The sequence below is a fragment of the Streptomyces griseorubiginosus genome, from assembly GCF_036345115.1.
GTDB classification, from domain to species: Bacteria; Actinomycetota; Actinomycetes; order Streptomycetales; family Streptomycetaceae; genus Streptomyces; species Streptomyces griseorubiginosus_C.
This window is the reverse complement of record NZ_CP107766.1, coordinates 7,013,732-7,035,503: the sequence shown is the minus strand read 5'-3', so window position 1 is coordinate 7,035,503 and position 21,772 is coordinate 7,013,732. Positions and strand designations below refer to the sequence as shown.

Genomic DNA, 21,772 nt, shown 5'->3' with positions numbered 1-21,772 from the left:
AGGGGTGCGCGGAGGCGGGGCTCTCGGCCCTATCGCATTCGCTTGCTCACGGAAGACTCCTCGAACGACCAGGATCCCTGGTTCGTGAGGGATCCGCGCTTGCCGCAGACCTCGCTGCCTACGGCCTGGTCTTCACCCGGGGCACCCCGCCACGGACGGAGGGTTGCCGGACAGTCGGCCGGGGCCTCATGACTGTCACTCATGACCTGGTCAAAAAACTTACGTGATGTGATCGTCGTCCCGCAACCCGTGTCCGGATCGCGGGACGACACGTAGTGCCCGTCAGGCGTTGCTCGCGGCCACCCAGCGCTCCAGCGTCCGCTTCGCCGACCCGGAGTCGATCGACTCCGCGGCCTTGTCCATCCCGGCCCGCAGCTGCTCGGCCAGCGTCCCGGTGCCGGGGTCCAGGGCCACCAGCGCGGCCGCCGAGTTCAGGAGTACGGCGTCGCGGACCGGGCCCGTCTCGCCGTCCAGGAGCTTGCGCGCGACCTCCGCGTTGTACGCCGGGTCACCGCCGCGCAGGGCCTCCACCGGGACCAGCTCGATGCCGACGTCCCGGGGGTCGAAGCTCTCCTCGGTGACCTTGCCGTCGCGGACGATCCAGACGCGGGAGGTCGACGTGGTGGTCAGCTCGTCGAGGCCGTCGTCACCGCGGAAGACGAGGGCGGAGTTGCCGCGCTCGGCGAAGACGCCCGCGACGACCGGCGCCATGCGCGGATCGGCGACCCCGACCGCCTGGGAGCGCACCCGGGCGGGGTTGGTCAGCGGGCCGAGGATGTTGAACACCGTGCGGATGCCCAACTGGCCGCGGGCGGCGCCGGCGTGACGCAGTGCCGGATGGAACTTGATCGCGAAGCAGAAGGTGATCCCGGCCTCGCCGGCCACCTCCGCCACCCGCTTCGGCGTCAGCTCCAGATTGACGCCGAGCTTCTCCAGGACGTCCGAGGCGCCGGACGCGGAGGAGGCGGCCCGGTTGCCGTGCTTGACGACCGTGGCACCGGCTCCGGCCACGACGATCGCCGACATGGTGGAGATGTTGACGGTCTTGGCGCCGTCACCGCCGGTGCCGACGATGTCCACGGTCCGCCCGGGCACCTCGATCACGTTGGCGTGCGCGTACATCGTCCGCACCAGCCCGTTGATCTCCTCGACCGTCTCGCCCTTGGCCCTGAGCGCGACCACGAACCCGGCGATCTGCGCGTCGGTCGCCTCGCCCTGCATGATCCGGTCCATCGCCCACGCCGTCGCGTCGGCACTCTGGTCGCGCCCGTACAGCAGGGCGTTCAGCACCTCGGGCCAGGAACGGCCCGCCGCGATGTCGCCTCCAGCGGGGGTCACAGCGCTCATGGGGCCGCTCCTGGGTGTCGTAAGAGAGGGGAACTCTCGCGCGAGAGTGTGCCCCCACCCTATCCAGCCCAGAGCACGGCAAAGGGCCCCGTCCGGTGATCGGACGGGGCCCTCCTACCGCGCGTGGCGAGCGCAGCGACAAGCAGCGATCAGTGGTGGCCGTGGCCGCTCGTGATCTCCTTGTACTCCTCGACGGTCGGCTTGGGGATCTGGGACTCCTCGCCGTAGTACGCCTCGCTCAGCTTGGCGCGCAGCTTCTCGGAGCCCTTGACCTTGCGCTCGACGCCGTTCTCGTCGACCGTGGCGCCGATCGCGGCCGGCTTGTACTGCTCGTGCGCCGTGAGCGTGTGCAGCTGCTCCTGGCTGAGCGGCTCGTGCACCTCGATGAACTCACCGTGCGGCAGGCGCTTGATGATGCCGGACTCGCGGCCGTGCAGCACCTTGTCCTTGTCCCGGCGCTGGAGGCCGAGGCAGATCCGCTTGGTGACGATGAACGCGAGGACCGGGGCGACGAAGAACGCGACCCGCACGAACCAGGTGATGGCGTTGATCGACAGGTGGAAGTGGGTGGCCCAGAGGTCGTTTCCACCACCGATCAGCAGCACGAAGTACCAGGTGATCCAGGCGACACCGAACGCGGTCCGCGTCGGGGCGTTGCGCGGGCGGTCCAGGATGTGGTGCTCGCGCTTGTCGCCGGTGACCCAGGACTCGATGAACGGGTAGACCGCGATCGCGACCAGGACCAGCGGGAAGATCACCAGCGGGATGAACACGCCCAGGACGAGCGTGTGGCCCCAGAAGTTGATCTCCCAGCCCGGCATCACACGGATCAGGCCTTCGGAGAAGCCCATGTACCAGTCCGGCTGGGCGCCCGTGGACACCTGGTCGGGACGGTAGGGGCCCATCGACCAGATCGGGTTGATCGAGGCGATCGCCGCGATGACCGCGATGACACCGAAGACCAGGAAGAAGAAGCCTCCGGCCTTGGCCATGTAGACCGGCAGCAGCGGCATGCCGACCACGTTGTTGTTGGTCTTCCCGGGGCCCGCGAACTGCGTGTGCTTGTGGTAGAAGACCAGGATCAGGTGGCCGACGACCAGGCCGAGCATGATGCCCGGCAGCAACAGGACGTGGATCGAGTAGAACCGGGCCACGAAGTCGCCGCCCGGGAACTCCCCGCCGAACAGGAAGAACGACAGGTACGTGCCGACGATCGGCACGGACAGGACCGCGCCCTCCATGAAGCGGACACCGGTGCCGGAGAGCAGGTCGTCCGGCAGCGAGTAACCGGTGAAGCCGGTGAACATGCCGAGGACGAACAGCAGGAAGCCGAACAGCCAGTTGACCTCACGCGGCTTGCGGAACGCACCCGTGAAGAACACGCGCATCATGTGCACGAACATGCCTGCGAGGAAGATCAGCGCCGCCCAGTGGTGGATCTGCCGGATCAGCAGACCACCGCGCACATCGAAGGAGATGTGCATGGTCGAGTTGAATGCCTCGGACATCATCTGTCCCTGCAGCGGGACGTAGCTGCCGTGGTACTCCACCTCGTTCATCGACGGGTGGAAGAACAGCGTCAGGTACACACCCGTGAGGATGATGATGATGAAGCTGTAGAGGCAGACCTCGCCCAACATGAACGACCAGTGGTCGGGGAAGATCTTGCGCATGTTGGCCTTGGCCAGGGAGTAGATCCCCAGTCGGCCGTCGGCCCAGTCGGCGACGCGCTCGCCGGCCGGTGCCTTCCCGCGAGAGCGGGCCTCGGTGGACTCTGTAGTGCTCATCCGCGCTCCCAGAATGCAGGACCGACGGGCTCCTCGAAGTCGCCGAGCGCTTCAAGGTAGCCCTCGTCGTTCACGCCGATGCGCAGCTGCGGCAGGGCGTGACCGGCGGGGCCGAAGATCACCCGGGCACCGTCGGAGAGGTCGAAGGTGGACTGGTGGCAGGGGCAGAGCACGTGGTGCGTCTGCTGCTCGTACAGGGAGATCGGGCAACCGACGTGGGTGCAGATCTTCGAGTACGCGACGATTCCCTCGTGCGACCACTCGAGCTCGCGCTTGTCCTTGATGTTCTCCGGCTGGAGCCGGACGATCATCAGGGCGGCCTTGGCGATCTCGGTCTGGAACTCCTCGGAGTGCTCCTCCAGGCCCTCGGGCTTGGCGAAGGTGAGGGAGCCGACCGCGACGTCCGAGGGACGCAGCGGCTGGTCGGTGTTCATGTTGACCAGCAGCTTGCCCTTGGACCACATGGTGTGGCGGAGCTTGGTGCCGGGCAGCGGACCGAGGTCGCGCAGCAGCATGACACCGGAGAGCGGGAACAGGGCCAGCGCGCCGAACATCGTGTTGCGGATCAGCTTGCGGCGGCCGAGCGCCGACTCCTTGGCGCCCTGCTTGAAGTCCGCGTGCACCTTCGCGCGGACCTCGGGGGACGCCTCGATCGGGTGACGCTCGTCGGCGATCTCCTCGTCGGACATCAGCGTGCGGGCCCAGTGGACCGCGCCCGCGCCGATCGCGAAGAGGGCGAGACCGAGGGTCAGGCCGAGCGCGAAGTTCAGCGCGTTGATGTGCCCGATCGGGAACACGTAGATCGACTTGTCGTGGGGGATGCCCACGTACGAGGCGATGAACCCGATCGTCGACAGCATCGAGACCGTGAACAGCATGGCCACCGTGCGCTCGGACCGCCTGGCGGCCCGCTCGTCGATGTCCTGCACCCGGTGCTCGTGGGGCGGAAGCCCGGGGTCGGCGAACGGGTTCTGCTCGTCCGCGACACTTACCGCGCCGTGCGCGTCCTGCTCTGCGGGCAGGTTCTCTTCTGGAATGTCTTGGCTACTCATGACTTCTTGGCCTTTGCGGTCCGAGCGGCGACCCAGACGGCGACCGCGATCAGCGCGCCGAGGCCGAAGATCCAGGCGAACAGGCCCTCGGAGACCGGGCCGAGACCGCCCAGCTCAAGGCCGCCGGGGCTCACGGTGTCGTCGCCGTTGACCGCGTTCAGGTACGCGATGATGTCCTTCTTGTTCTGCTCCGACAGCGTGGTGTCGGGGAACGACGGCATGTTCTGCGGGCCGGTCTGCATGGCCTCGTAGATGTGCTTCGGGCTGACGCCCTCGAGGCTCGGCGCGAACTTGCCGTGCGTCAGCGCGCCACCCTTGCCGGTGAAGTTGTGGCACTGCGTGCAGTTGTCGCGGAACAGCTCGCCGCCCTTGGCGATGTCGGCACCGTCGGGGCCGTACTGCGCCTCGGTCGGGATGCTCGGACCCGCGCCCAGCGAGGAGATGTACGCGGCCAGCTGGTCGATCTCGGCCTGCGTGTAGATGACCTTCTTGCGCGGAACCTGCGCGCCCGGCTGCTGGGCCGGCATACGACCCGTTCCGACCTGGAAGTCTACGGCCGCGGCGCCCACGCCCACCAGGCTCGGGCCGTCGGAGGATCCCTGACCGCCGGTGCCGTGGCAGCTGGCGCAGCCTACGGCGAAGAGCTTCTTGCCCTCGTCGATGGCCAGGGACTGGGCGGTTTCATCTGCCTGCGCCTTGCTCGCGGGTGCGAACACGGCGTACAGCCCCCCGGTGCATGCCAGCGCGAGGAGTAGGACGACGAGCGCCGCCAGCGGGTGGCGTCGTCGTGCGGAGAGCTTTTTCACGGATTACCCCGGTGTCAGGATCTTCTGCGTCGATGCTTGCGATGTCGGGAGCGGGCCCGGCTACTTGATCATGTAGATCGTGGCGAAGAGGCCGATCCAGACGACGTCGACGAAGTGCCAGTAGTAGGACACGACGATCGCGGCGGTCGCCTGCTCGTGGGTGAACCTCTTGGCCGCGTAGGTACGCCCGAGAACGAACAGGAACGCGATCAGGCCGCCCGTCACGTGCATGCCGTGGAAGCCGGTGGTCAGGTAGAACACCGAGCCGTACGGGTCGGAGGACAGGGAGAGCCCGTCCTTCTTCACCAGCTCCGTGTACTCGTAGATCTGACCGCCGATGAAGATCGCGCCCATGATGAACGTGACGATGAACCAGCCCCGGAGCTTCTTCACGTCACCGCGCTCGGCGGCGAAGACGCCGAGCTGGCAGGTGAGCGAGGAGAGCACCAGGATCGTGGTGTTCGTCGCCGAGAACGGGAAGTTCAGGCTGTGCGCCATTTCCTTCCAGTGATCGGGTCCCGTCACCGATCGCAGGGTGAAGTACATCGCGAAGAGGGCCGCGAAGAACATCAGCTCGGAACTCAGCCAGATGATGGTTCCGACGCTGGTGAGGTTCGGCCGGTTGACCGACGGGTGCGCGTGCCCGGTTTCTACTGTCGTTGCTGTCGCCACGACCGACATTATGTCGGTCGCTTATCCCGCCCTCACTCCGGGGGGTGCCGTTCGGAGTGTCTCCCTGGTCCGTACCGGTGTTGACGTGGGGTGCAAGGGAGTAGCATCCGGGCCAACGGGCCTGTCCTTACGACGCTGACGTCACGGAGGAACAATGCAGCCGACCGCCACGGTGCTGGTCTACAGCGACGATTCCAACACCCGCGAGCAAGTTCGGCTGGCGACGGGACGCCGTCCCGCTCCCGATGTCCCGGTGGTGGAGTTCGTGGAGTGCGCGACCCCGGCGGCGGTGCTGAAGGAGCTGGACAGGGGCGGGATCGACGTCTGCGTCCTGGACGGCGAGGCCGTGCCCATGGGGGGTATGGGGTTGTGCCGGCAGATCAAGGACGAGGTGTTCCACTGTCCGCCGGTGCTGTTGCTGATCGGGCGGCCGCAGGACGCGTGGCTGGCCACGTGGAGCCGGGCCGAGGGTGCGGTGACGCATCCGGTGGACCCGGTGGAGTTCGCCTCGGCGCTGGCTTCTCTGCTGCGGGATCGGAAGGCCCTGAGCGCCTAGGAACTCGGGGACTTCTGTTTTCGGGCGACTGCAGACCATCCGCGGCTGGGCGCGCAGTTCCCCGCGCCCCTGAGGAGTCCAGCGAGCCCCTGTCTAGACGCTCTGTGGCCTCAGTCTTGCCTGTTGCGCCGCGCTCGGGGCGTCCGGCAGTGCTGCCACCAGCGCGCTGCCCTCGCGCCACTTCTTCCAGTCGAGGTTCCAGTCGCCGAAGCCGTTGCCGAAGGGCTCCATGGTGTGGCCGTCGGAGTTGACGACCTTGACGACGTCGCCCTCGTGGACCGTCTCGAAGAACCACTCGGCGTTCGCGGTGCTCATGCCGGTGCAGCCGTGGCTGACGTTGGCGTAGCCCTGTGAGCCCACCGACCAGGGGGCGGCGTGCACGTACTCGCCGCTCCAGGTGACGCGGGTGGCGTAGTAGACCGGGAGGTCGTACGACTCCGAGGAACCCTCGGCGATGCCGATGCTGGTGCCGCGCATACGTACGAAGTACTCCTTGCCCAGTACGACCTTGACGCCGTTGCGGGTGTCGAAGCCGGGCTTGCCGGTGGTGACCGGGAGTTCCTTGATGACCTGGTCGTTCTTGTAGACCGTCATCGCGTGCGACGAGGCGTCCGTCACGGCGATGATGCGGTCGCCGGTGGTCAGTCTGACGGGCTTGCCCTTTCCGCCCCAGAGCCGGTCGCCGATCTTGACGCCCTCCAGCTCGCTGCGGACCTGGATGGTGGCGTGGGCGGGCCAGTACTCCCGGGGCCGGTAGTGGAGCTCCTTGTCGTCCACCCAGTGCCAGGCACCCTGCACGGCGGGCGTCGCGTCGACCCTGAGGGCCCGCTCGACGACCGCCCGCTGCGCCTTGTCCTTGACGGGCTTGTCCAGCTTGGCGGTGATCGGCTGGCCGACGCCGTACGTGCCCGACTTGGGGCCGAAGGTGACGTTCAGGCGCTTCTTGCCCACCGGCTTGCTGGTGTCGAAGTCGAGGACCTTGCGGCCCGGCGCCCCGTCCTCGTCCTCGGTGCTCACCCGGACCGTGTAGTGGGCGTTTGCGGCCAGCGCCGAGGTGCTGTGCCAGCGGGAGCCGTCGGCGGAGAGTTCGCCCGCCACGAAGCGGCCTGTGGCGTCCGTGGCGGTGACGTCGGTGATCCGGGCGTCGTCGTCCGCGGAGACTTCCAGGGGCTTGTCCGGGTCGGCCTTCTTGCCGTCGTCGGTGGGCGCGTTGAAGGAGACCTGGTCCGCCGCGTCGTACGGAGCGGCCGCCAGCGGGTTCCCGTCGGACCCGCAGGCTGAGGTGCTTATGCCGAAGGCGATCACCAGCATCGTGCAGCTGACGACGGTGCGGGTTCGCGGTGTGTGGTTCATGACTTCACGCTAGGAAGCGAAGTCAACTGCGGCACGCCGGGTGACTCGTACGAGTGATCAGTCTTGTGGCAAACGCAGGAGCCCGGACGCTCCTGACGGAGTGTCCGGGCTCCATTGAGCTCCGCTCGTGCTACTGGGTGCGGTTCTCACCGCGGTAGTACTCGAAGACCCAGCCGTACAGGCCGACCAGGATCACCGGCACCGAGAAGTACAGCAGCCACCAGCCGATCGCGACCGACAGGAAGGCGAGGGCGCCGCCGAAGCCGAGGGCGAGCGGCTGCCAGCTGTGCGGGCTGAAGAACCCGACCTCGCCGGCGTCGTCCGCGACGTCGGCCTCCTTGTTGTCCTGCGCGCCGGCGTCCACCCGCTTGGCCGTGAAGCCGAGGTAGAAGCCGATCATGACGGACAGGCCGAAGGCCAGGAAGAGCGCGGTGGTGCCGGCCGGCTCCTTCGACCACACGCCATAGACGATCGCCATGACGAGGATGAAGACGCTCAGCCAGATGAACATCCGTCCCTGGATCTTCACTTGCCGGCCTCCTTGCCGCCGTTGCCGGCCAGAGCCTTCTCACCGTGACCGGCGTTCTCGAGCTGGTCGAGAGCGGCGATCTCCGGGTGGTGCAGGTCGAACGCCGGGGATTCGCTGCGGATCCGCGGCAGGGTGAGGAAGTTGTGCCGCGGCGGCGGGCAGGAGGTCGCCCACTCCAGGGAGCGGCCGTAGCCCCACGGGTCGTCGACGCCGACCGGCTTGCCGTACTTGGCCGTCTTCCACACGTTGTAGAGGAACGGCAGGATCGACAGGCCGAGCACGAACGAGCTGATCGTCGAGATCGTGTTCAGGGCGGTGAAGCCGTCGGCCGCCAGGTAGTCGGCGTAACGACGCGGCATGCCCTCGGCGCCCAGCCAGTGCTGGACCAGGAAGGTGCCGTGGAAGCCGATGAACAGCGTCCAGAACGTGATCTTGCCGAGGCGCTCGTCGAGCATCTTGCCGGTGAACTTCGGCCACCAGAAGTGGAAGCCGGAGAACATCGCGAAGACGACGGTGCCGAAGACGACGTAGTGGAAGTGCGCCACCACGAAGTACGAGTCCGAGACGTGGAAGTCCAGCGGCGGCGAGGCCAGGATGACACCGGTCAGACCACCGAAGGTGAAGGTGATCAGGAAGCCGGTGGCCCAGAGCATCGGGGTCTCGAAACTCAGCGACCCCTTCCACATCGTTCCGATCCAGTTGAAGAACTTCACGCCGGTCGGTACGGCGATGAGGAACGTCATGAAGGAGAAGAACGGGAGCAGTACACCGCCGGTGACGTACATGTGGTGCGCCCACACCGTCACGGACAGACCCGCGATCGCGATGGTCGCGCCGATCAGGCCCATGTAGCCGAACATCGGCTTGCGGGAGAAGACCGGGATGACCTCGGAGATGATGCCGAAGAACGGCAGCGCGATGATGTACACCTCTGGGTGGCCGAAGAACCAGAAGAGGTGTTGCCACAGCAACGCTCCGCCGTTGGCCGCGTCGAAGACATGTGCTCCGAACTTCCGATCCGCCTCCAGCGCGAACAGCGCGGCGGCGAGGACGGGGAAGGCGAGCAGGACCAGGACCGCGGTCAGCAGCACGTTCCAGGTGAAGATCGGCATGCGGAACATGGTCATGCCGGGCGCGCGCATGCAGATGATCGTGGTGATGAAGTTGACCGCACCGAGGATCGTGCCGAAGCCGGAGAAGGCCAGACCCATGATCCACAGGTCGGCGCCGACGCCCGGGCTGCGGACCGCGTCCGACAGCGGGGAGTAGGCGAACCAGCCGAAGTCGGCCGCGCCCTGCGGGGTGAGGAAGCCGCCCACCGCGATCGTCGAGCCGAACAGGTAGAGCCAGTAGGCGAACATGTTCAGCCGCGGGAACGCCACGTCGGGCGCGCCGATCTGCAGCGGCATGATCCAGTTGGTGAAGCCGGCGAACAGCGGCGTCGCGAACATCAGCAGCATGATCGTGCCGTGCATCGTGAAAGCCTGGTTGAACTGCTCGTTCGACATGATCTGCAGGCCCGGACGGGCCAGCTCGGCGCGCATGAAGAGCGCCATCACGCCGCCGATCAGGAAGAACGCGAACGACGTGGCGAGGTACAGCGTGCCGATCGTCTTGTGGTCAGTGGTGGTGAGCCACTTGATGACCACACTCCCGCGGTTCTGGCGCCGGACCGGCAGTTCGTCCGCGTAGTGGGACCCTGCTTCGGCGGCACCCTGGGGTTCGTTGAGGATGCTCACAGGTTCGTCGTCTCCCGGTCCTTCTCGTGGGCGGTCTGCTCGATGCCCGCGGGAACGTAACCGGTCTGCCCCTTCTTCGCGAGGTCCTTGAGGTGCTGCTCGTAGCGCTCGGGGGAGACGACCTTCACGTTGAACAGCATCCGGGAGTGGTCGACGCCGCAGAGTTCGGCGCACTTGCCCAGGAAGGTGCCCTCCTTGTTGGGGGTCACCTCGAAGGCGTTGGTGTGGCCCGGGATGACGTCCTGCTTCATCAGGAACGGCACCACCCAGAAGGAGTGGATGACGTCACGCGAGGTGAGGACGAAGCGGACCGTCTTGCCCTTGGGGAGCCAGAGGGTCGGGCCGGGGTTGCCGGTCTGCGGGTTCCGCGTGGCGGGGGTGCCGAAGTCGTAGACACCGCCGGCGTTCGCCGGGAAGTCGTCCTTGAACCGGGTCGGAATCGCGTCCAGGTTCTTGTCGGTCTTCGCGTCGCCCGTCGAGCCCGCGACGGGCTCGATGTAGTTGAACGCCCAGCTCCACTGGTAGCCGACGACGTTGATGGTGACGTCGGGCTGCTTCTTGAGGCTGAGGAGCTTCGACTCGTCACGGGCCGTGAAGTAGAACAGGACCGAGACGATGACGAGCGGAACCACCGTGTACAGCGCCTCGATGGGCATGTTGTACCGGGTCTGCGGAGGAACCTCGACCTTGGTCCGGCTGCGCCGGTGGAAGATCGTGCTCCACAGAATCAAGGCCCACACCAGCACGCCGGTGGCCAGCGCGGCTGCCCAGGAACCCTGCCAGAGGGAGAGGATCCGCGGAGCCTCTTCCGTGGTCGGGGTGGGCATACCAAGGCGGGGGAAGTCCTTGTATGTGCAACCGGTGGCGGTCGCCAGGACCAGGCCCGCGGTCATTGCCTGCAGCAGCTTCCGCCGCATCGGGCGCCGCGGCGAGCGGTCGGAGCCGTTGGGACTCACGTAGCGCCTTCCCGAGAGTCTCGCCCGCGCGGATTGGCTGCGGCCTGCCTTCTTCGGTGGTCGGTCGCCGCCCTGCGTCGGGCAGGGGTTTGGATGTTTATGCGGACCAAACCCTAGCCGACGCCCTCCGGGGGTTCGCGGGGAGGGGTGCCTACTGGGTAGGGGGTTCGCTGAATTGGCGGCTGCGGGCTGTTCGTCGCTGGTCGCGCAGTTCCCCGCGCCCCTGGGGAGTTAGCGTTGGCGTGTGTCTTACTTTGACGCTGCTTCCGGTGCTCCGCTCCATCCCGTTGCTCGTCAGGCGCTGTTGGCGGCCCTGGACGAAGGGTGGGCTGATCCGTCCCGGCTCTATCGGGAAGGGCGGCGGGCTCGGATGTTGCTCGATGCTGCTCGGGAAGCCGCCGCCGAGGCGGTGGGGTGTCGTGCCGACGAGTTGGCCTTCACTTCCTCCGGGACCCAGGCCGTGCACCTCGGGATCAGTGGGGCGCTTGCCGGGCGGCGGCGGGTGGGACGCCACCTGATCGTGTCTGCTGTCGAACACTCCTCCGTCCTCCATTCGGCTGAGTTGTTCGACGTGACCGAGGTTCCGGTGGGGCGGACGGGAGCGGTGAGTCCGCAGGCGTACGTCGACGCGCTTCGGCCCGATACCGCCCTGGCCTGTCTCCAGTCGGCCAACCACGAGGTGGGGACCGTGCAGCCGGTGGGTGAGGTGGCTGCCGGGTGCCGGGAGGCCGGGGTGCCGTTGCTGGTGGATGCGGCGCAGTCGCTCGCGTGGGGGCCGGTGGAGGGCGGGTGGTCCCTGTTGACGGGCAGTGCGCACAAGTGGGGCGGGCCGTCCGGGGTCGGGCTGCTCGCCGTGCGCAAAGGTGTCCGGTTCTCGCCGCAAGGACCCACCGACGAGCGGGAGTCGGGGCGGGTGCCGGGGTTCGAGAACCTGCCGGCGATCGTCGCGGCGGCGGCCTCACTGCGGGCGGTGCGGGCGGAGGCGGCCCAGGAGGCGGTACGGCTGCGGGAGCTGACCGCGCGGATCCAGGCGCAGGTGCCTGAGCTGGTGGCCGATGTGGAGGTGGTCGGCGATCCGGAGCGGCGGCTGCCCGGGATCGTCACCTTCTCCTGTCTCTATGTCGACGGCGAGACCCTTCTGCACGAGCTGGACCGGGAGGGTTTCTCCGTTTCCTCCGGTTCGTCCTGCACGAGCAGCACGTTGACGCCGAGCCATGTGCTCAAGGCGATGGGGGTGCTGAGTGAGGGGAATGTGCGGATCTCGTTGCCGCTCGGGGCGGTCTCCGAGGAGGTGGACCGGTTCCTGGAGGTGTTGCCGGGGGCGGTGGCGCGGGTCCGGGAGAAGCTCGGCGCGCCGGCGCCGACGGTCGTGCCGGCGGTCGGGGTGCGGGAGGACGCGCTGGTCGTGGACGCCCTCGGGAAGCGGTGCCCGATCCCGGTCATCGAACTGGCGAAGGTGATCGGGGACGTGCCGGTGGGCGGGACCGTCCGGGTCCTCTCGGACGACGAGGCGGCCCGCCTGGACATCCCGGCGTGGTGCGAGATGCGGGAGCAGGAGTACGTGGGAGAGGAACCGGCGGACCGGGGTTCGGCTTACGTGGTCCGCCGGATCTCCTAGCGGGTCACTTGAGGTGGGTGCGAACCTCTTCGGCCGCCTCGTCGCCGTACGCCTTGGTGAAGCGCTCCATGAAGCTCTCCCGCCGCAGCCGGTACTCCTGCGTGCCCACCGTCTCGATGACGAGGGTCGCCAGCATGCAGCCGACCTGGGCGGCGCGCTCCAGCGAGACGCCCCAGGACAGGCCCGAGAGGAAGCCGGCGCGGAAGGCGTCGCCGACGCCCGTGGGGTCGGCCTTGCGCTCCTCCTCCGCGCAGCCGACGACGATCGGCTCCTCGCCGGCCTTCTCGACCTTGACGCCCTGCGCGCCGAGCGTGGTGACCCGGTGGCCCACCTTCGCCAGGATCTCCGCGTCCGACCAGCCCGTCTTGGACTCGATGAGCCCCTTCTCGTACTCGTTGGAGAAGAGGTACGTGGCCCCGTCCAGGAGGATGCGGATCTCGTCGCCGTTCATGCGGGCGATCTGCTGGGAGAAGTCGGCGGCGAACGGGATGCCGCGGGACCGGCACTCCTCGGTGTGGCGGAGCATCGCCTCGGGGTCGTCGGCACCGATGAGGACCAGGTCGAGGCCGTCCACGCGGTCGGCGACCGTCTTGAGCTCGATCTGCCGGGCCTCGCTCATCGCGCCCGTGTAGAAGGAGCCGATCTGGTTGTGGTCGGCGTCGGTGGTGCACACGAAGCGGGCCGTGTGGAGCGTCTCGGAGATCCGCACGGACGCGGTGTCGACGCCGTGCCGGTCGAGCCAGGCACGGTACTCGTCGAAGTCGAAGCCCGCGGCGCCGACGAGGATCGGGTTGGTGCCGAGCTGGCCCATGCCGAAGGCGATGTTCGCGCCGACGCCGCCCCTGCGGACGTCGAGGTTGTCGACCAGGAAGGAGAGCGAGACCGTGTGCAGCTGGTCCGCGACGAACTGGTCGGCGAAGCGGCCGGGGAAGGTCATGAGGTGGTCGGTGGCGATGGAGCCGGTGACTGCGATACGCACGGCGTGGCTCTCCTGAGGGAGGGTGTATTGACGGTTAACGCTATCGGGTCCGTATGGAGTACTGCGAGGCGGCAGACGGAGCGCTGAAGCAGGTAAAACTACCCGATAGTAGATCTTTCTTCGCGGGCTCCGGGGTGCTTACGGTTCCGTCATGACGAACCTCGAGCTGTACGCCCCCACCCCGGCCGGCCTGGACAGCGACCTCGCCTCGCTGCTCGGGGACTGCGCCCGGATGGCTCCCCACTGGGCGGTTCCGGAGCGGATGGTCTCCCTTCCGGTCTCCCCCTCGCTCATCCACGGTGTGACGGTGCCGGAGGGCTCCGCGCGGCTGCTGGAGGCCATGTCGGAGTACGGCGACTGAGCCACGGGGCGCGAGTCGGCGCGTTGTAGGGAACCGCGCGCTCCCCCGCTGCGTCCCATCGCCGTCCCCCGGAAAGGGGATGCGGCATACGACCCGTTTGCCGACCTTTTTGACAGGGTCGGGTCAGGGTCGAGGGACAGTTGCGCAGCAGAAGGAGCGATGCGGTGAACACCGAGCGACCCGACAACGGCGAGGTTTCCGGCGACGGGGACGGGAGCGCTGCGGAAGCCCACGGTGCCGATGAGGTCAGGGGTGCCGAGGAGGAGCGGGGTTCCGGGGCTCCGGCCGAGGTCGGTGCCGAGGGCCGGGGGGCTGAGGAGGCGTCGGTCGCCGCCGGAGACACGGCGGAGCGGCCTGAGGACGCGACCGAAGGCGGCACGGGCGGAACCCCGGCCGACGGCACGACTGCCGGCGACGACGAGACCCCGGCTCCCGCCCGCACCGCCCTCGACAAGCTCACGGCTTCCGAGGCCACCGCTTCCGACGAGTCCGCAGGCCCCGCTCCCGAGCCCGCTGAGGAGCCCGCGGACACCGGCACCAAGTCCTCCCGCCTTGACGAGCCCGTGGACCCCCGGTCCGAGTCCGATCAGTCCCCCGCCTCCCCCGATGCCGAGACCAACGCCGTGGCAGCGGCTGCCGCCGACGGCGATGCCGAAGCCGCGCCGGTGGGCCCTGCGGCGCCCGTCGGCCTCCCCGCCCCCGACTCCGAGATCCCCCGTGACGAGGAGACCGGCGCTCCCCGCTCCGGGCGGCTTCGGTCGCCCGTGGCCGTTGCCGCCGTAGCCGCTGCCGTGTTGTTGGTGGGTGGGGGTGGGGCCTATCTGGCCGCCAGTACGTCCGGTGACTCCGGTGGGGGTACGACCTCCGGGGCGGCCGGGGACGACACGCCTCCGCCTCTCGCGCTCGACGGTTACAGCGGGGGCGGTGAAGGGGGCGGGAACGGCATCGCGCCGGGTGAGCCGAATCCGTACGGCGTGACCTATCGCGTGGACGGGAGCCTGCCGAAGGGGCCCGGTTCGGCGCCGGTGTACCGGGTCCAGGGGCAGGTCACCGAGGACGACGTGACGCGGCTCGCCGAGGCGCTCGGGGTGAGCGGGACGCCGGTGGCGCAGGGGCAGGTCTGGCGGGTCGGGGTCAAGGACGGTTCGGGGCCGAGTCTCCAGGTGAACCGGCAGGCGCCGGGGGCGTGGAGCTTCCAGCGCTACTCCCCCGTCATCGACCACTGCGACAGCGCCACCGTGTGCGGGGCGGAGCCCGGCGCCACCACCGACGAGCCGGTGAGCGCGGCCGCCGCGGAGAAGGCCGCCGCGCCGGTGCTGAAGGCGGTCGGCCAGGGCGGCGCGAAGCTCGACACGAGCCAGGTCATCGGCGCGCAGCGGGTGGTGAACGCCGATCCGGTCGTGGGCGGGCTGCCCACGTACGGCTGGGCCACCGGCGTCACCGTGAACGCGCAGGGTGAAGTGGTCAGCGGCAGCGGCCGGCTGGAGGCACCGGTCAAGAGCGACACGTATCCCGTGCTGAGCGCGGAGAAGACGCTCGGGCTGCTGAACAAGGTGCCGGCGACCGACCACCGCATGGGCATCGGCGGCTGCGCGAGTCCCGTACCGCTGAAGGACCGCTTCGAGGCGCCCTGCGGGCAGTCGACGGCGAGCCCCTCGGGCAGCACGCTCACCGTCGACAAGGCGGTGTTCGGGCTCGCCTCGCACTTCGTGGGCGGCAAGCCGGCGCTGGTGCCGTCCTGGCTGTTCGAGGTGCGGGCGGCGGGTGCGAACGACGCCTTCACGGTGACGTATCCGGCGGTCGACCCGAAGTACGTCGCCGCTCCGGCGACCGTGACGCCCGCCCCCACCGACCCCTCCGGCGAACCGACCTCCGCGCCGAAGACCCGGGACGTCAAGATCGACGGTTACACGGCCGAGGGCGACGAGCTGACCGTGAGCTTCACGGGCGGGGTGTGCGCGGACTACACCGCGGCGGCGAGCGAGGGTTCGGGCGAGGTGAAGGTCACGGTCACCGCCAAGCCCTGGCCGGACAAGGTCTGCATCATGATCGCCAAGGAGATCCAGAAGACGGTGTCGCTGGACGAGCCGCTCGGCGACCGCAAGGTCGTGGGCTCGGACGGCAAGGAGATCCCGCTGAAGAAGGCGGGGGCACGGCTGCCGGAGACCTCCGGGGCCCGGTGACCCTGCGGACATGCGAAAGGCGGCGGCCCCTGAGCAGGGGCCGCCGCCTTTCGCATGGTGTGCGTGTCAGCCGTGGACGCCGTGCGCCTTAGCTGAAGGAGTCACCGCAGGCGCAGGAGCCGGTGGCGTTCGGGTTGTCGATCGTGAAGCCCTGCTTCTCGATGGTGTCCACGAAGTCGATGGACGCGCCGCCCAGGTACGGGGCGCTCATGCGGTCGGTGACGACCTTGACGCCACCGAAGTCCTTGACCACGTCACCGTCGAGCGAGCGCTCGTCGAAGAACAGCTGGTAACGCAGGCCGGAGCAGCCGCCGGGCTGAACGGCGACGCGCAGGGCCAGGTCGTCACGGCCTTCCTGGTCGAGCAGGGCCTTGACCTTCGCCGCGGCGGCGTCGGACAGGATGATGCCGTCGGTGACGGTGCCGGTCTCGTCCGATACGGACATCTACATCTCTCCCGGGTTGTACGGAGACTGCTTGCCGACTGGTGCAACCGGCAAGGCCGCGGATTCATTCCGGGCCGGACGCCGGATTTTCGGCGCCTTCTTCATGCTCGCACATGCGGCGGTGAGCAGAAAATGCCGCGTCCGGGCCCCATGAGCCCCGTTTCGGGATTCACGTCACATCGACGCAATGACCATCGTCAAAGTGACGTGAACCGGGTTATGATAGATAACGTCAGTTCGACGAAAAGTAGAAAGGGTGCGTGTCGTGACCACCGCCCAGACCACGGAGCTCGACGTACAGCCGACTCCGCTCGCCCTGTTGCTGCTCGGCCGTGAGGCCGACCCGAGGAGCGAGCGGGGCGTCGAGTGCCCCGGCGACCTGCCTTCCCCGTCCGACCCCGACCTGGTCGAGCGCGCCCGCGCGGCCAAGGAGAAGCTCGGCGAGAAGGTGTTCGTCCTCGGCCACCACTACCAGCGTGACGAGGTCATCCAGTTCGCCGACGTCACGGGCGACTCCTTCAAGCTGGCCCGGGACGCGGCCGCCCGCCCGGAGGCCGAGTACATCGTGTTCTGCGGTGTGCACTTCATGGCCGAGTCGGCGGACATCCTCACCTCCGACGACCAGAAGGTCGTCCTGCCCGACCTCGCCGCCGGCTGCTCGATGGCCGACATGGCGACGGCCGAGCAGGTCGCCGAGTGCTGGGACGTGCTCACCGAGGCCGGCATAGCCGAGCAGGTCGTGCCGGTGTCGTACATGAACTCCTCGGCGGACATCAAGGCGTTCACGGGCAAGCACGGCGGCCTGATCTGCACGTCGTCGAACGCGAAGCGGGCCCTGGAGTGGGCCTTCGAGCAGGGCGAGAAGGTGCTCTTCCTCCCGGACCAGCACCTCGGGCGCAACACCGCCGTCCGCGACATGGGCATGTCCCTGGAGGACTGCGTCGTCTACAACCCGCACAAGCCGAACGGCGGTCTGACCGCCGAGCAGCTGCGGGACGCCAAGATGATCCTGTGGCGCGGCCACTGCTCGGTGCACGGCCGCTTCTCGCTCGAGTCGGTGGAGGACGTCCGCGCCCGCATCCCCGGGGTGAACGTCCTGGTGCACCCGGAGTGCAAGCACGAGGTCGTCGCCGCGGCGGACTACGTCGGCTCGACGGAGTACATTATCAAGGCGCTGGAGGCGGCCCCGGCCGGCTCGAAGTGGGCCATCGGCACGGAGCTCAATCTCGTACGACGGCTCGCGAACCGTTTCGCCCCCGAGGGCAAGGAGATCGTCTTCCTCGACAAGACGGTCTGCTTCTGCTCGACCATGAACCGCATCGACCTGCCCCACCTGGTGTGGACCCTGGAGTCGCTGGCCGAGGGCAAGCTGGTCAACCGGATCGAGGTCGACAAGGAGACCGAGGCGTTCGCCAAGCTGGCCCTGGAGCGGATGCTGGCGCTGCCGTAGTCACGGCCTGCCGAGGGCTCACCCCGGGTTCTGCTCGGGGTGGGCCGGGTCGAGGCTGAAGACGGTGCCGTCGGGGGTGCTCGCGATGAGCGCGCCGCCGTAGGGCAGCACCTCGGACCTGGTCACTTCGCCGTCGGCGAGCTGTTCGGCGTGCGCGCCCGTCTCCCAGAGCAGGGTGCCCTCGCGTCCGTCGAGGGCCGCGACCCGGCCGCTGGTGCTGACGAGGTACAGCGTGCGGGTGCGGGTGTCGTAGGTGGGCCGGCCCGAGCCCTCGGCGCCGGTGCGGGTCTGCCACAGCTGTCCGCCGGTCAGCGGGGACACGGCGGTCACCTGGCCGTTGGCCCCGGTGATCCACAGGGTGCCGTCGGCCAGGGTCACCGAGCCCTCGTACGTCTTCGCCAGCTTCGTCGTGGAGCCGGCGCCGGTGCCGGGGTCGAGCAGCAGGATCTTGGCGAACGTCAGGTCCTGGGGGGCTGCCGGACGGGTGATGCCCCCGACCACGAAGGCCAGCCGGCCGTCCACGACGCCGAGCAGAACGCTCGTGTGCGGGGTCTTCAGGCGCCGGACGACCGAGCCGTCGGTCCGGTTCAGCTCCATGACCTCGGCGGGCCGCGTCCCGTCGTTCGGGAAGCAGTGCGCGTACAGGCCGGAGCCCGCGGCCGGGAACACGCAGTAGTTGCCGGAGGGCATCTGCGCGGTCCAGCGGTCGGCGCCGGTACGCGGGTCGCGGGCCGTCACCAGCCGCCCGTTCGGGCCGGTGGTCAGGACGAGGTCGCCGGACACGACCAGGTCGACACTCACGTCGTTGACCTCGCGGGACCACAACCGCTCGCCGCTGTCCGTGTCGAGGGCGACGACGGTGACCGTGCTGTCGGTGGCGCCGTCCGGACGCACGACCTGCCGGACGATCACCGCGCCGTCCCGCACCCCGAGGAGCGTGAAGCTGTTCAGCCCGGTCTCGCCGGAGTCGGCGGACGCGAGGGAGGCGCGCCAGACGGTGCGTCCCGTACGGCCGTCCAGGCGCACCGGGAGGACCTCGTCACCCGCGCAGTAGACCGCGTCCTCGTACCGTCGGCAGGTGGCCTCGGCGGAGGCGGCTCGGCCGGTGTCGAGCGGCTTGGTCTCGCCCCGGGGCGCCGTCTCGCGCACCGTCGTCTGCCAGGGCTGCCAGCCCGCGGGCACGGCGGCCCAGCGGGAGTCCGCGGGCGGGGCGGCGGCCGTGTCCCCGTCCGTGAAGCCCGGTCCGAACCGGAGGTATCCGAGCAGGCCCAGGGCCAGGGCGCAGACCGTGCCGGTCGCCACGAGGAGGGGGCGGCGGACCCGCCGGGTGCGGGGGATCGCCGGTGCGTCCTCGGCGTACGGCCCTTCGACGGCCGGCGGCGGGTCCGGGTCGTGGGCGTCGGGCAGGACGTCCTCGACGTCGTCGGCCTCGGGCAGGATGTCCGCGAACTCCTTGGCCAGCGTGTCCAGTTCGGGGCGGTCCGCGGGCGCCTTGGCCAGGCAGCGCGCCAGGACCGCGCGCAGCGGCTCGGCCACGCCGTCGAGGACGGGGGCCTCGTGGACGACCCGGAAGGCGGTCAGATAGGGGCTGTCGGTGTCGAACGGTCCCCGTCCGGTGGCCGAGAACACCAGCAGAGCGCCGAGCGAGAAGACGTCGGAGGCGGGGCCGACCGTACGGGCGTCGGTGAACTGTTCCGGGGACATGAAGGGCGGGGTGCCGATCATCTGCCCGGTCTCGGTGAGGGTGTTGTGGTTCTCGGCGGCGCGGGAGATGCCGAAGTCGATGACGCGGGGCCCGTCCTGGGCCAGCAGGACGTTGGCGGGCTTGAGGTCGCGGTGCACGACTCCGACCCGGTGGATGTCCCGCAGCGCCTCCACCAACCCGAGGGCCAGCTGCCGCAGTTCGGTGCCGCGCAGCGCGCCCCGCTCGCGGATCCGGTCGGCGAGGGAACGGCCGGGCACGTACTGGGTGGCCATCCAGGGCCGTACCGCCTCGGGGTCGGCGTCCACCACCGGGGCGGTGAAGGCGCCGCTCACCTTGCGCACGGACTCGATCTCCTGGCGGAACCGGGCGCGGAAGACCCTGTCCTCGGCGTACTGGGCATGCACGACCTTCACGGCGACCTCGCGCCCGGAGCGGGTCCTGCCGCGGTAGACGACGCCCATGCCGCCGGTGCCGAGCCGGTCGAGGATTCTGTACCCGCCGACCGACTTCGGGTCGTCCTTGTGCAGTGGCACGCCCGAATCCCTCTCCCCCGTGCACGGCAGTTCGAGGGTCAGCATATGTAACCGGCTCCGCCGAACGGGGAAGTCACTGCCTCCCACGGGAGTTGAGGCGGGCCGCCTGGCGGGTCAGGTAGTCGCGTTCGGCGAGGTTGGGGGCCTTGGGGGCGGCCTCGGCGTACAGGCGGGCCGCGGTCGCGAGGTCGCCGGCGCGTTCGTGGAGGTAGGCCGCGACCGCGGTGTGGCGGGGCAGGGAGTCGTCCAGCTCGGCGAGGGCGGCCAGGCCCGCGCGGGGGCCGTCGGCCTCGCCCACGGCGACCGCGCGGTTGAGGCGGACGACCGGGCTGTCGGTCAGCCGGGCGAGTTCGTCGTACCACTCGACGATCTGCACCCAGTCGGTCTCCTCGGCGGTGGGCGCGTCGGCGTGCAGGGCTGCGATGGCGGCCTGGGCCTGGAACTCGCCCAGGCGGTCCCGGGAGAGGGCGGTCTGGAGGATGCGGACGCCCTCGGCGATGGCGGTGGTGTCCCAGCGGGTGCGGTCCTGCTCGGCGAGCGGCACCAGGGCGCCGTCGGGGGCGGTGCGGGAGGCGCGGCGGGCGTGGTGGAGCAGCATCAGGGCGAGCAGGCCCGCGACCTCGGGGTGGTCGAAGGCCGCGAAGAGCTGCCGGGTGAGGCGGATGGCCTCGGCGGCGAGGTCGAGGTCGCCGGAGTAGCCCTCGTTGAAGACCAGGTAGAGCACGCGCAGCACGGTGGCGACATCGCCGGGCTGGTCGAAGCGGACGCCGGAGACGGCCCGCTTGGCCCGGCTGATGCGCTGCGCCATGGTCGCCTCGGGCACCAGGTAGGCCGCGGCGATCTGGCGGGTGGTGAGTCCGCCGACCGCGCGCAGGGTGAGGGCGACGGCGGAGGACGGGGTCAGCGAGGGGTGGGCGCACAGGAAGTACAGCTGGAGCGTGTCGTCCACGGCGGGCGCGGGGCCGGGCGCCGGTTCCTCGTCGACACGGTCCTCACGACGGCGGCGTGCGGTGTCCGCGCGGGTCGCGTCGAGGAACTTCCGCCAGGCCACAGTCACCAGCCAGCCCTTGGGGTCCCGCGGCGGGTCGGCGGGCCAGACCCGCAGGGCCTCGACGAGCGCGTCCTGGACGGCGTCCTCGGCCGCCGCGAAGTCGGCCCCGCGGCGGACGAGGACGGTCAGCACGGCCGGGGTGAGGCTTCTGAGCAGCGCCTCGTCCACCGGCGTGGCAGCCGCCCCGTCCGTCGGCGTGGGGGTCGCCTCATCCACCGGCGTGGCAGTCGTCCGTGGTGGTGGGCGAGGTCGCGTAGAACGGGCGCAGCTCCAGCCACTCGTGGATCGGCTTCCCGCCGGCGCCGGGGGCGGCCGACAGCTCCCCGGCCAGTTCGAGGGCCCGCTCGTAGGTGTCGACGTCGATCACCATCCACCCGGCGATGAGGTCCTTGGTCTCGGCGAACGGGCCGTCAGTGACGGGCGGGCGCCCCTCGCCGTCGTACCGCACCCACGTCCCCTCGGGAGCGAGCGCCTGGCCGTCGACGTACTCCCCGGTCTTCTCCAGCCGCTCCGCGAAGTCCCGCATGTACTGCACATGGGCCGAGATCTCCTCGGGCGTCCACTTCTCCATGGGCACGTCGTTGGCCGGAGCCGGAGCGCCGCGGTAGTGCTTGAGCAGCAGGTACTTGGCCATGATGTCTCTCCTCGGT

General features: G+C 69.4%; 19 protein-coding genes and 1 riboswitch. Of the genes, 5 read left to right on the top strand and 14 right to left on the bottom strand.

Features of this window, described 5'->3' with window-relative positions; genetic code table 11:
* Positions 1-90: 90 nt before the first annotated feature.
* Positions 91-207, bottom strand: a riboswitch (SAM riboswitch).
* 75 nt (positions 208-282) lie between these two features.
* The 5 genes from trpD to OHN19_RS31725 all read right to left on the bottom strand — a co-directional run bounded on the left by trpD (position 283) and on the right by OHN19_RS31725 (position 5,673).
* On the bottom strand, positions 283-1,347 hold the full coding sequence (gene trpD / locus OHN19_RS31745) for an anthranilate phosphoribosyltransferase (protein WP_330267486.1): 1,065 nt from the start codon (positions 1,345-1,347) through the stop codon (positions 283-285).
* A 149-nt stretch (positions 1,348-1,496) separates the two neighbouring features.
* The gene (locus tag OHN19_RS31740; protein ID WP_330267485.1) at positions 1,497-3,134 is read right to left on the bottom strand and encodes a cytochrome bc complex cytochrome b subunit; all 1,638 of its coding nucleotides are present in this window, start codon (positions 3,132-3,134) and stop codon (positions 1,497-1,499) included.
* Entirely contained in the window at positions 3,131-4,186 is a 1,056-nt protein-coding gene (locus OHN19_RS31735) for a ubiquinol-cytochrome c reductase iron-sulfur subunit (protein WP_330267484.1), read from the bottom strand. The genes OHN19_RS31740 and OHN19_RS31735 overlap by 4 nt, the downstream gene beginning before the upstream one ends.
* Complete coding sequence (locus OHN19_RS31730) at positions 4,183-4,992, bottom strand: c-type cytochrome (RefSeq protein ID WP_330267483.1); 810 nt, start codon at positions 4,990-4,992, stop codon at positions 4,183-4,185. The genes OHN19_RS31735 and OHN19_RS31730 overlap by 4 nt, the downstream gene beginning before the upstream one ends.
* Before the next feature lie 60 nt (positions 4,993-5,052).
* A complete protein-coding gene (locus OHN19_RS31725; RefSeq protein ID WP_053849778.1) occupies positions 5,053-5,673 on the bottom strand; it encodes a cytochrome c oxidase subunit 3 in 621 nt (206 codons plus the stop codon).
* A gap of 145 nt (positions 5,674-5,818) precedes the next feature.
* Here OHN19_RS31725 and OHN19_RS31720 point away from each other — a divergent pair, with 145 nt between their 5' ends.
* Positions 5,819-6,220, top strand: a complete 402-nt coding sequence (locus OHN19_RS31720) for a hypothetical protein (protein ID WP_330267482.1) — start codon at positions 5,819-5,821, stop codon at positions 6,218-6,220.
* Between the two features lie 93 nt (positions 6,221-6,313).
* On the opposite strand, the gene OHN19_RS31715 is transcribed toward OHN19_RS31720, so the two are convergent.
* The 4 genes from OHN19_RS31715 to coxB form a co-directional block, all read right to left on the bottom strand.
* The gene (locus OHN19_RS31715) at positions 6,314-7,573 is read right to left on the bottom strand and encodes a L,D-transpeptidase (protein ID WP_330267481.1); all 1,260 of its coding nucleotides are present in this window, start codon (positions 7,571-7,573) and stop codon (positions 6,314-6,316) included.
* 130 nt (positions 7,574-7,703) lie between these two features.
* Complete coding sequence (locus tag OHN19_RS31710) at positions 7,704-8,102, bottom strand: cytochrome c oxidase subunit 4 (protein ID WP_123760216.1); 399 nt, start codon at positions 8,100-8,102, stop codon at positions 7,704-7,706.
* On the bottom strand, positions 8,099-9,841 hold the full coding sequence (gene ctaD, locus OHN19_RS31705) for a cytochrome c oxidase subunit I (protein ID WP_330267480.1): 1,743 nt from the start codon (positions 9,839-9,841) through the stop codon (positions 8,099-8,101). Before ctaD ends, OHN19_RS31710 begins: the two co-directional genes overlap by 4 nt.
* Entirely contained in the window at positions 9,838-10,797 is a 960-nt protein-coding gene (coxB, locus tag OHN19_RS31700) for a cytochrome c oxidase subunit II (RefSeq protein ID WP_123760218.1), read from the bottom strand. Before coxB ends, ctaD begins: the two co-directional genes overlap by 4 nt.
* A 244-nt stretch (positions 10,798-11,041) precedes the next feature.
* Between coxB and OHN19_RS31695 the strand changes: the two genes are divergently transcribed.
* Complete coding sequence (locus OHN19_RS31695) at positions 11,042-12,415, top strand: cysteine desulfurase/sulfurtransferase TusA family protein (RefSeq protein WP_330267479.1); 1,374 nt, start codon at positions 11,042-11,044, stop codon at positions 12,413-12,415.
* Between the two features lie 4 nt (positions 12,416-12,419).
* Here OHN19_RS31695 and OHN19_RS31690 read toward each other — a convergent pair whose 3' ends face one another.
* Positions 12,420-13,394, bottom strand: a complete 975-nt coding sequence (locus tag OHN19_RS31690; RefSeq protein WP_330267478.1) for a carbohydrate kinase family protein — start codon at positions 13,392-13,394, stop codon at positions 12,420-12,422.
* Between the two features lie 151 nt (positions 13,395-13,545).
* Here OHN19_RS31690 and OHN19_RS31685 point away from each other — a divergent pair, with 151 nt between their 5' ends.
* Both OHN19_RS31685 and OHN19_RS31680 read left to right on the top strand, forming a co-directional pair.
* A complete protein-coding gene (locus tag OHN19_RS31685; protein WP_330267477.1) occupies positions 13,546-13,755 on the top strand; it encodes a hypothetical protein in 210 nt (69 codons plus the stop codon).
* Positions 13,756-13,919: 164 nt separating this feature from the next.
* The gene (locus OHN19_RS31680) at positions 13,920-15,938 is read left to right on the top strand and encodes a hypothetical protein (protein ID WP_330267476.1); all 2,019 of its coding nucleotides are present in this window, start codon (positions 13,920-13,922) and stop codon (positions 15,936-15,938) included.
* A gap of 88 nt (positions 15,939-16,026) precedes the next feature.
* Here the strand turns inward: OHN19_RS31680 and OHN19_RS31675 are convergent, their stop codons facing one another.
* Positions 16,027-16,383 (bottom strand): iron-sulfur cluster assembly accessory protein, encoded by a 357-nt coding sequence (locus OHN19_RS31675; RefSeq protein ID WP_020137379.1) that lies wholly within the window; start codon positions 16,381-16,383, stop codon positions 16,027-16,029.
* 265 nt (positions 16,384-16,648) lie between these two features.
* Between OHN19_RS31675 and nadA the strand changes: the two genes are divergently transcribed.
* Entirely contained in the window at positions 16,649-17,833 is a 1,185-nt protein-coding gene (gene nadA / locus OHN19_RS31670) for a quinolinate synthase NadA (protein WP_123764913.1), read from the top strand.
* Between the two features lie 18 nt (positions 17,834-17,851).
* Here the strand turns inward: nadA and OHN19_RS31665 are convergent, their stop codons facing one another.
* The 3 genes from OHN19_RS31665 to OHN19_RS31655 all read right to left on the bottom strand — a co-directional run bounded on the left by OHN19_RS31665 (position 17,852) and on the right by OHN19_RS31655 (position 21,756).
* On the bottom strand, positions 17,852-20,071 hold the full coding sequence (locus tag OHN19_RS31665; protein ID WP_330267475.1) for a serine/threonine-protein kinase: 2,220 nt from the start codon (positions 20,069-20,071) through the stop codon (positions 17,852-17,854).
* Between the two features lie 73 nt (positions 20,072-20,144).
* The gene (locus OHN19_RS31660; protein ID WP_330269757.1) at positions 20,145-21,290 is read right to left on the bottom strand and encodes an RNA polymerase sigma factor; all 1,146 of its coding nucleotides are present in this window, start codon (positions 21,288-21,290) and stop codon (positions 20,145-20,147) included.
* 40 nt (positions 21,291-21,330) lie between these two features.
* The gene (locus tag OHN19_RS31655) at positions 21,331-21,756 is read right to left on the bottom strand and encodes a YciI family protein (RefSeq protein WP_330267474.1); all 426 of its coding nucleotides are present in this window, start codon (positions 21,754-21,756) and stop codon (positions 21,331-21,333) included.
* Positions 21,757-21,772 lie beyond the last annotated feature (16 nt).